The sequence below is a fragment of the Pseudomonas sp. FSL R10-1339 genome (assembly GCF_009600545.1).
GTDB lineage: Bacteria > Pseudomonadota > Gammaproteobacteria > Pseudomonadales > Pseudomonadaceae > Aquipseudomonas > Aquipseudomonas bubulae.
In genome coordinates, this window is record NZ_WIVQ01000041.1 from 1 (window position 1) to 12774 (window position 12774).

Here is a 12774-nt window from a genome sequence, read left to right on the forward strand (position 1 = left end):
GCTTGCTCGCGATGGCATCCCCGGGGTGCGCCAGCCAGACCGCGTTGTGTGCATCGCAGGCAAGCCAGCTCCCACAGTTTTTGCGGTGCTCACAAAATCCGGGGTCAGCCGCGTACCTCTGTGGGAGCGGGCTTGCTCGCGATGGCATCCCCGGGGTGCGCAAGCCAGACCGCGTTGTGTGCATCGCAGGCAAGCCAGCTCCCACAGGTTTTGCGGTGCTCACAAAATCCGGGGTCAACCGCGTACCTCTGCGGGAGCGGGCTTGCTCGCGATGGCATCCCCGGGGTGCGCCAGCCAGACCGCGTTGTGTGCATCGCAGGCAAGCCAGCTCCCACAGGTTTGCGGTGATCACAAAAAAGTCCTACGACATATCCCGTCAAACGATGCCCGTTGTGGCTGTCCCGCTACTGACTAACCTTTGAAATTCATCAACTCATAGAGTCAGGCCATGCCTTCTTTTTCTGCCTCCCACCGCCTGCGCCGTGGTCGTTACAGCGAGCAAAATCGCATTTATCTTCTGACCGCCAATACGCTTGGACGCTAACCGATTTTCCTGAACTGGCGTGTAGGCCGACGGGTGGTCGAACAGTTCAAGCGGGCACAAGAGCAGGGGCTGGCCACTTCGCTGGCATGGGTGGTGATGCCGGATCACTTTCATTGGCTGATCAGCCTTGATAAAGGCTCGCTGGATGAGTTGATGTGTCGCACAAAATCGTTGAGCACCCGCGCAATCAACCAGTCCACTGGGCAAACAGGCCGCCGTTGGCAACAGGGCTACCACGACCATGCCTTGCGGCGTGATGAAGATATCAAGCAGATGGCCCGTTATGTGATTGCCAACCCGCTGCGCGCCGGGCTGGTCCAGCGGGTGGGGGACTACCCCTTGTGGGACACAATCTGGGTTTGATCCCACAGGGGGGATAGGTGTTTACCGTTACAACCACGACTCGGTAATGCGCCGGTCCAGTTCTTCCCAGTCAGCCATGCCCAGCACCCGGGTGGTGTTGAGGCCGCGCAGGTAGCCGCGCAGCTGTTGGGCACTGGCCTGGATGTCGGCAGTCGGAGTGTTTGCGCTGTGCAGCGTCTCTTCGTAGAGGCTCAGGTATTCGTTTACGCGGTCGCGGTACTCGGGCAGTACCGCTTCACGGATCAGGTCGAAGGTGCGCAGTTTTTGATTGGTATTCACGGGTCACCCTTTGTGAGTTTACGGGCTGTTGTTTGTTACCCAATGTAGCTCACATGTGACCCGTGTTAATACCCGCAGTGCCCCTCAGTGTGGTGTGGCTGCCGGGGCCGGGAGTTTGCCCGGATTGCCGCTCGCCCTCGCTGAGCGAATCAGCATCAATGCGCCCAGCAGCGCCGTGCCGGCCAGAAAGTACATGCCCGCGTGCGGGTTGTTGAAGTAGCCCTCGGCCCAGGTTTTGACCGTGGGTGCAAGAAAACCGCCCAGGTTGCCCAGGGCACCGATCACGGCAATCCCGCTGGCCGCCGCTGCACCACCCAGAAAGCGGGTAGGCAGTGTCCAGAACAACGGTTGCACGGTGATAAAACCGGCGGCAGCCACGCAGAACGCCATAATCACCAGCACCAGGTTGCCACTCAAGGTCGAGCCGATCATGCCCACTGCGGCCATTGCCAGCATCAATGCGGCATAGCGGGTTTGTTGGCCCTTGCGGTCAGCATGGCGTGTCACCAGGTACAGCATGCATACGGTGGCAATCCACGGAATGGAGGTCAGGGCGCCGACCTTAAGGCCAATGCCGGTACCCAGCAACTCGGCGATCCGCGTTGGCAGGTAGAACAGCACGCCATACACGCTGACCTGAATGGTGAAGTAGATCAGGGTGAAGTACAGCACCACCGGGTTGAACATTGCTGCACGCCACGACGACGGGCCTTTGTTGGCTTTTTGCAGTTGCTCTTTTTCCAGCTCGTGTTCGATCGCGGCCTTTTCTTCGGTGTTCAGCCACTTGGCATCCCGGGGTTTGTCGGTCAGGTAGAATAACGCGAATACGCCGATGATCGAGGCCGCCAGGCCTTCGGTGACAAACATCCATTGCCAGCCGGTAAGGCCGAACTGCGCGCTTTCCAGCAACCAGCCCGATACCGGGCCGCCCACCATCAACGACACCGGCACGCCAAAATAGTAAATGCCATAGGCCGAGCCACGCTGGTTCTGCGGGAACCAGTAGGTCAGGTACAACACCACCCCCGGCGATAGCCCGGCTTCGGCTACGCCCAGCAGAAACCGCAGGATATAGAAGCTGGTTTCGTCGTGGGCAAACATCATCGCCGCTGAGACCAGGCCCCAGGTCACCATGATCCGGCTCAGCCAGATGCGTGCGCCGATCTTGTGCAGCATCAGGTTGCTCGGTACTTCGAACACGGCATAGCCGATAAAGAAAATCCCCGCACCCAGGGCAAATGCCGCGTTGCTCAGGCCGGTGTCCGCCTGCAGGGCGTGTTTGGCAAAGCCGATATTGGAACGATCGATGATCGCCATGGCGAACATCAGGGCGACAAAGGGCAGGATGCGCCAGCGGATCTTGCTCAGCGCCTGTTGCAGTGCGGGGTTGGTCATGGGGTGCTCCGTTATTGTTTTTGTGGAGTACAGCAATCAGATTTTTTTCAGGGCAGCACGGGCATAGGCAGCGACGATTACAAAACAGCCCATTGGCAACAGATAGGCCACGGCCGTGGAGGAGTGGTCGGCCACCAGACCCATCACATAGGGCAGCAGCGCGCCGCCAACTATGGCCATGATCATGAACGAGCTGCCGCGCTTGGTATGTGGGCCGAGGTTTTTCACGCCCATGGCAAACAGGGTGGGGAACATGATCGACATAAAGAAGAACGTCGCCACCAGCGCGACCACCGATACACCTTCAAACCCCAGCACCACCACCGCACACAGCGCCACGTTGATCAGCGCATAGATCAGCAGCAGGCGCTGGGCATTGACCCTGCCCATCAGCCAGGTGCTGAAAAAGCGTCCGAACATAAAGCTGAGCATGGCCACCGAAAGCAGATACGCGGCTTGCTGGCTGCTCATCTGCGCCCAGTGCTCGGTGACGTAGTTGATAAAAAACGCCCCCACGCCAACTTGTGCTCCCACATAAAAGAACTGGGTGATAACCCCCGTGACGAATTCGCGGTGTTGCCACAGGCCTTTGTGGTCGTGCTGCGCAACTTGCACTTCCTGCTCGCGCAGGTCGGGTAGCGCAGTGCGGGCGATAAGGATGGCCACCAGCAACACCAGTGCGGCAATCACCAGATAGGTCATTTGCAGCGATTGTGTGGTGTCGGTGCTGTTGGCACCGCTGAAGAACAGTGCGCCGCCAATCAAGGGGCCGAAAAACTGCCCCAGGCCGTTGAACGACTGCGCCAGGTTCAGGCGGCGCTCGGCTCCGGCGGGTTCACCCAGCACCGTGGCGTAGGGGTTGGCGGCGGTTTCCAGGCAGCCCAGGCCGCAGGCAATCACAAACAGGGCTAACAGGAAAAACTGAAAACTCTGCGCCGCAGCGGCGGGCATAAACAGCAGGGCGCCGGTGGCGTAGAGGCACAGGCCCAGCAGGATGCCGGCCTTGTAGCCGTACCTGTCCATCAGCAAACCGGCGGGCAGGGCGATCAGAAAATACGCGCCAAAGTAGGCGCTTTGCAGCAGGCCCGACTGCGCCTTGCTGACGTGCAGGGTTTCCTGGAAGTGCTTGTTGAGCACATCGAGCAAGCCATAGGACAGGCCCCAGAGAAAGAACAGGCAGGTGACCAGGATCAGTGCCCGGCGATAGGACGTGACCGCCCGGGTAAAGGACGGCGCTGCGACGTTCGGGTGCTTGAGTGACATGACGCATCTCCTTTTTATTGTTGTGAGTTCGGCGTTGTGGTTTGCGTGGATCTACACCCTGTGGGAGCGAGCCTGCTCGCGATGCAGGCGGCTCGGTTTGCCTGACCACCGCGGTGATGCCATCGCGAGCAGGCTCGCCCCCACAGGGTCAGGGAGAATCTTTCAGGCTAAAAATCTGTGCCATTGGCGCCCATTTTTCACCGGGCTTTGTCCAGGGTGTAGGCTGCTGAAAACGCCACATCAGCGCTTCCCATTCCTGCACCTTGGGGTCGCTGGCGCCAGCCAGGGCAAAAGCTTCGGCACTGAACTCGGGGGCTGTGTCCATGACCATGAACAGCCGCGTGCCCAGGCGCCATATCTGCATGTCGAGCACGCCATACCCGCGCAAATGGGCGCTGATCTGCGGCCAGATGTTCTGGTGCAAGCGCTCATACTCGGCAATCAGCGCCGGGTCGTCCTTAAGGTCCAGCGCCAGGCATTGGCGGTTCATGTCAGCGCCCGGTCCAGGTGGGTGTAGCCACCGTCCACCACCAGCCATTGCCCGGTGGTGTGGGAGGCGCGCGGGGAGAGCAAAAACAGCACGCTGTCGGCGATTTCTGCGGCCGTGGTCATGCGCCGGCCCAGGGGAATTTTTTCAACAATGCTCGCCAGCTTGGCTTGCGGGTCGGCGAAGGTGTCGATCCAGCGCTCGTACAAGGGGGTCATGACTTCGGCCGGGATCACCGCATTGACCCGGATCCCGTCAGCCAGCAATGAAGTGGCCCATTCGCGGGTCAACGACAGTTGCGCGCCCTTGGCGGCGGTGTAGCCGCTGGTCCCGCCTTGCCCGGTGAGGGCCGTCTTGGAGCTGATATTGACGATGGCACCGCGGCTGGCCTTGAGCGCATCGACGCACAGATGGGTCATGAGATAATAATGGATGAGGTTTTTTTCCAGTGACTCGACAAAGGCCGAGCGCCCGGCTTCAAGGCCAACGCCATCGTTGACCCCGGCGTTATTGACCAGCCCGTCGATGCGGCCGAAGCGTTGCAGCACGCTGGCGACTGCCGCGCGGCAGGCGTCTTCGTCGCGCAGTTCGACCTGCACAAACAGGCTCTGCGCCCCGCGCTGATCCAATTGCCGGGCCAGCTCATCGGACAGCGGGCTGTGGCCGAAAATCACCGGGATCGCACCTTCGTCAGCCAGCCTCAGGGTGATGGCTGCGCCGATCCCCGAGCCGCCGCCGGTCACGATAAACACCTTGTCTTGCAGATGCAGATTCATTGCGTCACTCCCTCTATGTTGTAGACGCGGCACGCCGTACCACCCCAGATGGCCGCGTGCTCTGACACGCTGGCGACCAGGGTGTGAGTGGCCTCGTAGTCGCTGGCCAACAGGCACACCGGCCAGTCGGAACCGAACATCAGGCGCTCGGGGCCAAACAGTTCCAGTGCCATGTGCAAATAGGGCGTCAGTTGTGCGCTGGACCAGTCCTGCCAATGGGCTTCGGTGATCAGCCCTGACAACTTGCAGCTGACGTGGGGCAGGGCCGCCAACGGTGCCAGTTGGCTGGCCCAGGTTTTCAAGTCCCCGGCCTGGATATCGGGTTTGCCCAGGTGGTCGAGTACCAGATGGTGCTGGTCATGCTGCTGGCACAGTTCGGTAAACGTGCGCAGATCCCGGGCCTTGACCAGCACTTCGTAGACCAGTCCCTGGCGTTGCAAGGTATGCAAGCCACGGCTGAACCCCGGATTTTGGATAAACTGGGCGAGCGAGGGTTCGTCCTGCAACTGATGACGAAAGCCACGCAAAACCGGCGCTTGCGCCCAGCGTTCAAGCGATTGCTCAAGGTCGCGGGCACACAGGTCGACCCAGCCCACCACGGCGCGAATCCACGGGTAGCGCTGCGCCAGTTGCAACAGTTGATCGGTTTCACTGGCACAGGCGCGGGCCTGCACGGCGATGCAACCGTCGAATCCGCCAGCATCGAGCAAGGGCCGCAGATCATCGGGGGTAAAGTCCTGGCGCAAACCGCTCATGTCGCGACCTATCCACGGATAGGCCGCGGCGTCATAGCGCCAGAAGTGCTGGTGTGCATCCAGTCGTAGTGAGTGTGGGGACGACATTATTGTTGTACTCCGTCCGTTTGCTTAGCCCCGGTAGCGGTACTGCTCGCGGGAGGCGGCCTTCATCTGGATCGAGAAGCCCGGAGCCTGTGGTGGCATATAGGCCGCGTTGCGGATCACGCAGGGGTCTTCGAAGTGCTCGTGCAGATGGTCGACAAATTCCACCACCCGGCCTTCGTGAGTCCCGGCGATGCACAGGTAGTCGATCATCGACAGGTGCTGCACGTACTCGCACAGACCAACGCCGCCTGCGTGCGGACATACCGGCAGGTTGTACTTGGCGGCCATCAGCATCACGGCCAGCACTTCATTGACCCCGCCCAGGCGGCAGGCGTCGATCTGCACCACGTCAATGGCTTCACGCATGATCAGTTGCTTGAACACGATACGGTTCTGGCACATTTCGCCGGTCGCTACCTTGACCGGGCTGACACCCAGGCGGATTTTTCGATGACCTTCGACGTCGTCCGGGCTGGTTGGCTCTTCGATAAACCACGGGTTGGCGAATGACAGTTCGCGCCCCCAGTCGATGGCCGCGTCCACTTCCCATACCTGATTGGCGTCGATCATCAGCTTGCGATCCGGGCCCAGTACTTCCCGGGCGATGCGCACGCGGCGGATATCGTCCTGCAGGTCGTGGCCGACTTTCAATTTGACGTGAGAGAAGCCCGCATCCACCGCTTCCTGACACAGTCTGCGCAGCTTGTCGTCGGCATAGCCCAGCCAGCCGGCGGAGGTGGTGTAGCAGGGGTAGCCCTCAGCCTCGAGCAAGGCCAGTCGCTCGGCCTTGCCATTGGCGCGCTCGCGCAGCAGGGTCAGAGCTTCTGCCGGGGTGATGCAGTCGGTGATATAACGAAAGTCGATACAGCGCACCAGTTCTTCGGGGCTCATGTCTGCCACCAGACGCCACACCGGCTTGCCTTCGGCCTTGGCCCACAGGTCCCAGGCGGCGTTGACCACCGCACCGGTGGCCAGGTGGATGGCGCCCTTGTCCGGGCCGATCCAGCGCAACTGGCTGTCGCTGGTCACGTGGTGCCAGAAACGGCCCATGTCTTCGGCGATCCACTCCAGCTTCAAACCCACCAGCAGGCTGGCCAGGGCCTTGATCGAGGCACAGCAGATTTCGTTGCCGCGGCCGATGGTGAAGGTCAGGCCATGGCCTTCAAGGCCGGGGGTGTCGGTTTCGAGGATGACATAGGCCGCCGAGTAGTCAGGGTCCGGGTTCATCGCGTCAGAACCGTCGAGGGATTGCGAGGTGGGGAAGCGGATGTCTTCAACCCGTACGGCAGTAATTGTGGTCATGGTATGGCTCCCTGTCAGTCGGCGTTCACGGTGCGTTGCTGTTGTTCGCCCAGCCCGCTGATGCCCAGGCGCATGGTCTGGCCGGCACGCAGGTAGACAGGCTCGGGTTTGATACCCAGGCCGACGCCTGGCGGGGTGCCGGTGGAAATCACATCCCCCGGTTGCAGGCTCATGAACTGGCTGAGGTAGCTGATGATTTTCGGGATCTGGAAGATCATCGTGCGGGTGTTGCCGTTCTGGTAGCGGTGGCCATCCACTTCCAGCCACAGGTCGAGCTGGTGCGGATCGGCGATTTCGTCGCGGGTCACCAGCCACGGGCCCAGCGGGCCGAAAGTGTCGCAGCCTTTGCCTTTGTCCCAGGTACCGCCCAGCTCCAGCTGGAACTCGCGCTCGGAGATGTCGTTGATCACGCAGTAACCGGCCACGTGTTCCATGGCCTGGTTTTCGCTGATATAGCGACCGCCTTTACCGATCACCACACCCAGCTCGACTTCCCAGTCGGTTTTGCGCGAATTGCGCGGGATTTCGACGTTGTCGTTGGGGCCGACGATGGCGCTGGTCCATTTGCTGAACACCACCGGTTCGGCGGGGATTGCGGCACCGGTTTCGGCAGCATGGTCGGCGTAGTTCAGGCCGATGCAGATAAATTTTCCGACCTGGCCGACGCAGGCGCCGATACGGGGGGAGCCCTCAACCAGTGGCAGGGTGGACGGGTCGATATCTTGCAGGCGGGCAATGCTTTCGGGGCTCAGGGTCTGGCCTGCGATATCCGCGACCACTGCCGACAAATCGCGCAGTTGGCCGTCGTTGTCGAGCAGGGCGGGACGCTCCTGGCCTTTTTCACCGTAACGCAGCAGTTTCATAAACAATCCTTTTTGGGGGAGGGGCAGGGCCCAGTGGGAGCAGGCTTGTTGCGGGAGCGGGCTTGCTGGCGATGGCATCAGCGCGATTTGCCTGATACAGCGCAGCGATCCAATCGCGAGCAAGCCCGCTCCCACAAGGTCAAAAGCTTGCGGCTAGTTACTCCAGCCGCCATCAATGATTTGTGCCGTGCCGGTGGTAAAGCCGCTGGCACTTGAGCCCAGGTACAGCGCCAACTGGGCGATTTCCTCGGCGGTGCCAATGCGGCCCATGGGCTGGCGCGCGGCAAAGGCGGCATACACCTCGTCCACGCTGCGGCCTTCGCGCTCGGCCTGTTCGCGAATACGCTGGCGCAGGGAAGGGGAGTCGACGGTGCCGGGGCAGATGGCGTTGCAGCGGATGTTCTGGTTCACAAAGTCAGCCGCTACAGAACGGGTCAGGCCAATCACCGCGCCTTTGCTGGCGCAGTAGGCAAAACGGTTGGGCACGCCTTTGACGCTGGAGGCGACCGAGGCCATGTTGATGATCGAGCCTCCGCCGCTGCCCAGCATGCCCGGCAAAAAAGCGCGGATCATGCGGTACATGGCTGTCACGTTGAGGTCCAGGGCGAAGTTCCAGTCCTTTTCTTCGCATTCCAGGATAGTGCCGCTGTGCACCACGCCCGCGCAGTTGAACAGCACATCCAGTGGGCCCAGCTGTTTGGCCAGGCGCTCGATGGCAGCAGCATCGGTGACGTCCAGAACATGTTTGTGCGCGCCCTCAAGGGCGTCGAGGGCGCCGGCATTGATATCGGCGGCGAAGACTTCGGCACCGGCGGCGAGGTATGCCTGGACGGTGGCCTGGCCAATCCCCTGCGCAGCGGCAGTGATCAGCACACGTTTGCCGGAAAGATCCATGGGTGCTCCGTTACGATGTCATTGTTTTTATAGTTGGCCCAATGGTCAGGCCATTGGGGGCGTAGCAAATGGCAAAACGACACAAGTACAAGGATAAGGTTTGCTATGATCGCTTTACGATATCCATCCAATGGTCAGGCCATTGGGCCTTTTGTAGCATGCACCTCAAGCTTCAACAAGCGTCTTTTTCAGCTCCAAGTGCTTGTCGAATGCTGTCCAAACCAGAGCTTATTTCCTGATGCCATTTCAAGTTATTGATAACCAACGGCTTTATCGGCAAATCGCTGATCAGCTACGCGCCTTGATCGACAGCGGTGAATTTCCGCCGGGCAGCCGTTTGCCAGCCGAGCGTGAACTGGCCAAGTTGCTGGGTGTAAGTCGTGCCTCGGTACGTGAGGCGATGATTGCGCTTGAAGTGATAGGGCTGGTGGATGTACGCGTCGGTAACGGGGTACTGGTCTGTGAGCCGCCGGTGCAGGCGGTGTCAGATGAACCGGTTATGGCCCAGGCTACGCGCAACCAGTGGAAAGAACTGGACCCCGAGCTGAACCTTGAAATCGACTTCAATGCCGAAATTCCACCGTTCGCGCTGTTGCAGGCCCGTCGCCTGATTGAGCCCGAAGCGGCGGCGCTGGCGGCGATCAATGCCAGTGACGAGGAGTTGGCGGGTATCCGCGAAGCTTTTGAACGCAACGTTCAGGACAACCGCGAAGGGTCCCACACCCACCCCGGCGATCGTCTGTTCCATATCCGCATTGCCCAGGCCTCGGACAACCCGGCCTATGCCCTGATGATCCAGCATCTATTGGGCCATCGTTACGGCAGCATGTTCCAGCGCCTGCAAAACCACTACACCCCACAGGATATGACCCATCGCTCGGAAGATGAGCACCGCCGTATCCTGCTGGCGCTCGAGCAGCACGATGCGCCCGCCGCACGGCAGGCAATGGCCGAGCACCTGGATGAAGTGATCCGTATATTCAGTCGCAGCGCGCGCTGACATTCAATCGCCGGTCGGGAGGGTTGGCATTAGTCCTACATTTATTGGGACTTTTCCTAGGTAAAAATCTTTCAGCATTCGAGATAATTAACCTACACCGTTTCTCGATGGTTCATCTTAATGCCTGGAAATCCCCTGCGTGTCCTGATCCTGGAAGATGACAGTTTCCAGCGTGCCGTTGCGGTAAGCATGTTTCGCTCCCTGGGTTGCCATGACGTGTTTGAGGCCAGTGACGGCAGCCAGGCGTTGACGGTTCTTCAGCAAGTGGGGCCGGTTGATATCGCCGTGTGCGATTTGCAGATGGATGGCATGGACGGCCTGGCGTTTTTGCGTCGCGTGGGCAGGACGGGGCAAGTCCGGTCGATTATTGTCAGCAGTGCGCTGTCGGCCGATTTGCGTTGTGCCGCGCATCAGCTCATTGCCCTGTTGGGGCTCGAGTTGCTTGGCGATGCCGGCAAACCGTTGTATGCCGCTGTGCTGCAACCTCTGTTACTCAAGTATCAAAGCACTATCTGCACGCTCGAACCTGTACCGGGCAGCACGCTGTCACTGGCTTGCGAGGACGAAGTACGTCAGGCTCTGGCCCTGCAGCAATTGCAGGCCTGGTATCAACCCAAGTTCAATCTGCAAACCGGCGATGTGACCGGTGTCGAAGTGCTTTGCCGTTGGCTGCACCCCGATAAGGGCGTGCTACCGCCGGCGGTATTTATCCCGGTGCTGGAGCGCTGCGGCTTGATGGACGAGTTGCTGTTTGCCCAACTCGATCAGGCGTTGAGCCTGCAAGAGCAAGCACGGAGCCGGGGTTATCCCTTGAACATGGCGTTCAACCTGCAAGCGTCGCAACTGGCTAACAGTCAGCTGACTTATACCCTCAAGGGGGTTCTGACCCGTCATGTCACGCCGGGCTCCAGGTTGACCTTCGAATTGACTGAAACCGGTTTGCTGCAAGCTCCGGTCGCCAGCCTGGAGAATCTGGTGCGCCTGCGCATGATGGGCTGCCGGTTATCAATTGACGATTTTGGTGCCGGTTTTTCGTCATTGCAGCGGCTGTGCCAGTTGCCATTCAACGAAATCAAGCTGGACGGTGAATTTGTGGGCAACCTGGAGCATGAACCGCGTTGCGCCGCCGTGATCGCCAGCACCCTGGCCCTGGGTAAAGCCTTGGGTATGTCGGTGGTTATTGAAGGGATTGAAACCGAGGCACAGTCCCTGCGTTTGCTGGCCATGGGCTGTGTTGAAGGGCAGGGTTACTGGTTTGCGCGGCCCATGAGCGGGCAGGATTTGCTGTGCTGGTTGCAGCAACGTGAAGCAAGCCCTGCCTTAACCACCGCTAGTTGAAGGTATAGGGCGTTAGCGCGGTGGGGTCGATGTTCTGCTCGACTTTGACCATCGCATCCTTGAGCGGGCAGAGCAGGCCTGCGCTGGTTTTGCGGCAGTCCCCGGCGCTTTGGAAATCGCTCCTGAGGGGTTTTTGCGTGGCGGTCAGTTGGGTCAGGTTACGAATCTGGTCCATTGACTGGGCCTCAAAGGCGATGCGCAAAAAGTACTCGCCGGTTTTGACTTCCTTGTAACGTTCGAACTGCAACGTACCCACGGGCGGGATGTTGTTGGCGATGTAATCTCCCTGCTTCCAGCCGAAGCCGAGCATGGTGCGCAGGTAAGAGATATTGGTGTCGTGAGCCACCAGCAGCATCAGCGGTACATCGGGCGGGCTATCCGGCGCGTCTTTCTGCTCCAGCGGGGTGCCCTGCTTGAGTTCCAGGGCAATCTGGTTCATCAGCTCGGAAGCGCCGCGGCTGGCGATATAGGGGATGTCGTTGAGGTAGTCGTACTTGGCCTTGGTCAGCACCATCAGGCTGGATACCTCGGCGGCGGTGCGGCCGTTGCCGAAGGCGACCTTGTCCAGTGGCAGGCCCTGGCTATATTCCAGACGGAACACTTCGCCCATATTGGCACCTGCGCTCAGGCCCTTTATCGCGAAACGGCCCTTGGCGTTTTGTTCCAGTGTCCAGTCCTGTTTGCCATACGGGCAATCGGTGGCAGGCAGGCAGACGACCTCCCTGAGTTTTTCTTCAAAGGGTTTGTAGCGTGCCTGTGCGGCTTCGACGCTGCCGCCCAGAGCCTTGAGAATTTCGGCTTTGGCCTTGGCCGGATCGAGCGCGGCAAAGGGCATTTCATTGGCCTGGAACAGGGCATCCTGCTTGCCGTGGACATAGCCTGGTTGCAGGCCGCAGCCGGGGAACATGCCATCGAGCAAGGCCTGGGCCGTGGCCTTGGTGCGTTGCAGGGGGCTGGCGTGTACCAGCAACTGGCTGGCATCCGGGCAGCCCCGGGGGATCAGCCCGGCGGCCCGCAGCACTTCACCACGGTAGCGGCCCATTTCCACCGCGCCGGTATAGCCGTGGCCGGTCAGGTTACCGAAGGGCACCAGCCAGGTTGGCCATTTGCGCTGGGTGACCGAGGTCAGCAGTTTTTCATTGGATTCGGTAGGCGGGCGCACTCCGTGGCGGCTGACCTGCACGACTTTATCCAGCACATAGCCATCGCTGCTGGGTATCTGGGCCAAGGCTGCGGGGCTGAACAGGCTGGCCAGCAACAGGCCGGTATAAAGCGGGGGCAGCGTCTTCATCGATCTTCCTTTGGGTCTTCCTGACACAGTGGGCGAAGAGTCTAGTCGGCAAATAAGACAAATGCCGAGCTCCGTAGCAGCTGCCGAAGGAAGGTTCACTGTTTTCGCGAGATTTGTGCGGTGCTCGCTTGAAATTC

At 60.3% G+C, this 12774-nt stretch carries 12 protein-coding genes and 1 pseudogene; 3 read left to right on the plus strand and 10 right to left on the minus strand.

The features are described from left to right. Nucleotides 1-448 precede the first annotated feature (448 nt). A pseudogene (locus tag GHO03_RS13685) lies at nucleotides 449-907 on the plus strand (transposase). Nucleotides 908-934: 27 nt separating this feature from the next. On the opposite strand, the gene GHO03_RS13690 reads toward GHO03_RS13685, so the two are convergent. From GHO03_RS13690 to GHO03_RS13730, 9 genes are all read right to left on the minus strand, one after another. Then, nucleotides 935-1186: a hypothetical protein gene (locus GHO03_RS13690; RefSeq protein ID WP_095001843.1), complete on the minus strand. Its 252-nt coding sequence runs from the start codon at nucleotides 1184-1186 to the stop codon at nucleotides 935-937. 84 nt (nucleotides 1187-1270) lie between these two features. After that, the gene (locus GHO03_RS13695; RefSeq protein ID WP_153400050.1) at nucleotides 1271-2581 is read right to left on the minus strand and encodes an MFS transporter; all 1311 of its coding nucleotides are present in this window, start codon (nucleotides 2579-2581) and stop codon (nucleotides 1271-1273) included. A 36-nt stretch (nucleotides 2582-2617) separates the two neighbouring features. Beyond that, nucleotides 2618-3844: an L-fucose:H+ symporter permease gene (gene fucP, locus GHO03_RS13700; protein ID WP_153400051.1), complete on the minus strand. Its 1227-nt coding sequence runs from the start codon at nucleotides 3842-3844 to the stop codon at nucleotides 2618-2620. Between the two features lie 148 nt (nucleotides 3845-3992). Next, nucleotides 3993-4334, minus strand: a complete 342-nt coding sequence (locus tag GHO03_RS13705; protein WP_153400052.1) for an L-rhamnose mutarotase — start codon at nucleotides 4332-4334, stop codon at nucleotides 3993-3995. Continuing rightward, complete coding sequence (locus GHO03_RS13710) at nucleotides 4331-5107, minus strand: SDR family oxidoreductase (RefSeq protein WP_153400053.1); 777 nt, start codon at nucleotides 5105-5107, stop codon at nucleotides 4331-4333. The genes GHO03_RS13705 and GHO03_RS13710 overlap by 4 nt, the downstream gene beginning before the upstream one ends. Then, entirely contained in the window at nucleotides 5104-5949 is an 846-nt protein-coding gene (locus GHO03_RS13715) for an amidohydrolase (protein WP_153400054.1), read from the minus strand. Before GHO03_RS13715 ends, GHO03_RS13710 begins: the two co-directional genes overlap by 4 nt. A gap of 24 nt (nucleotides 5950-5973) precedes the next feature. Next, a complete protein-coding gene (locus GHO03_RS13720; RefSeq protein WP_153400055.1) occupies nucleotides 5974-7251 on the minus strand; it encodes an L-fuconate dehydratase in 1278 nt (425 codons plus the stop codon). Nucleotides 7252-7265: 14 nt separating this feature from the next. Beyond that, a complete protein-coding gene (locus GHO03_RS13725; RefSeq protein WP_095019232.1) occupies nucleotides 7266-8114 on the minus strand; it encodes a fumarylacetoacetate hydrolase family protein in 849 nt (282 codons plus the stop codon). A gap of 153 nt (nucleotides 8115-8267) precedes the next feature. Then, the gene (locus tag GHO03_RS13730) at nucleotides 8268-9008 is read right to left on the minus strand and encodes an SDR family oxidoreductase (protein ID WP_153400056.1); all 741 of its coding nucleotides are present in this window, start codon (nucleotides 9006-9008) and stop codon (nucleotides 8268-8270) included. A gap of 238 nt (nucleotides 9009-9246) precedes the next feature. Between GHO03_RS13730 and GHO03_RS13735 the strand changes: the two genes are divergently transcribed. Then, nucleotides 9247-10008, plus strand: a complete 762-nt coding sequence (locus tag GHO03_RS13735) for a FadR/GntR family transcriptional regulator (RefSeq protein WP_095001834.1) — start codon at nucleotides 9247-9249, stop codon at nucleotides 10006-10008. 120 nt (nucleotides 10009-10128) lie between these two features. Continuing rightward, complete coding sequence (locus GHO03_RS13740; protein ID WP_095001833.1) at nucleotides 10129-11346, plus strand: EAL domain-containing protein; 1218 nt, start codon at nucleotides 10129-10131, stop codon at nucleotides 11344-11346. Here GHO03_RS13740 and GHO03_RS13745 read toward each other — a convergent pair. Then, a complete protein-coding gene (locus GHO03_RS13745; RefSeq protein ID WP_095022997.1) occupies nucleotides 11339-12637 on the minus strand; it encodes a histidine-type phosphatase in 1299 nt (432 codons plus the stop codon). The genes GHO03_RS13740 and GHO03_RS13745 overlap by 8 nt on opposite strands. Nucleotides 12638-12774: the final 137 nt, after the last annotated feature.

Excerpts from the sequence above, each read along its gene's own strand:
- GHO03_RS13695 (WP_153400050.1), bottom strand. The coding sequence starts at position 2,581 with ATGACCAACCCCGCACTGCAACAGGCGCTGAGCAAGATCCGCTGGCGC.
- fucP (WP_153400051.1), bottom strand. The coding sequence starts at position 3,844 with ATGTCACTCAAGCACCCGAACGTCGCAGCGCCGTCCTTTACCCGGGCG.
- GHO03_RS13705 (WP_153400052.1), bottom strand. The coding sequence starts at position 4,334 with ATGAACCGCCAATGCCTGGCGCTGGACCTTAAGGACGACCCGGCGCTG.
- GHO03_RS13710 (WP_153400053.1), bottom strand. The coding sequence starts at position 5,107 with ATGAATCTGCATCTGCAAGACAAGGTGTTTATCGTGACCGGCGGCGGC.
- GHO03_RS13715 (WP_153400054.1), bottom strand. The coding sequence starts at position 5,949 with ATGTCGTCCCCACACTCACTACGACTGGATGCACACCAGCACTTCTGG.
- GHO03_RS13720 (WP_153400055.1), bottom strand. The coding sequence starts at position 7,251 with ATGACCACAATTACTGCCGTACGGGTTGAAGACATCCGCTTCCCCACC.
- GHO03_RS13725 (WP_095019232.1), bottom strand. The coding sequence starts at position 8,114 with ATGAAACTGCTGCGTTACGGTGAAAAAGGCCAGGAGCGTCCCGCCCTG.
- GHO03_RS13730 (WP_153400056.1), bottom strand. The coding sequence starts at position 9,008 with ATGGATCTTTCCGGCAAACGTGTGCTGATCACTGCCGCTGCGCAGGGG.
- GHO03_RS13735 (WP_095001834.1), top strand. The coding sequence starts at position 9,247 with ATGCCATTTCAAGTTATTGATAACCAACGGCTTTATCGGCAAATCGCT.
- GHO03_RS13740 (WP_095001833.1), top strand. The coding sequence starts at position 10,129 with ATGCCTGGAAATCCCCTGCGTGTCCTGATCCTGGAAGATGACAGTTTC.
- GHO03_RS13745 (WP_095022997.1), bottom strand. The coding sequence starts at position 12,637 with ATGAAGACGCTGCCCCCGCTTTATACCGGCCTGTTGCTGGCCAGCCTG.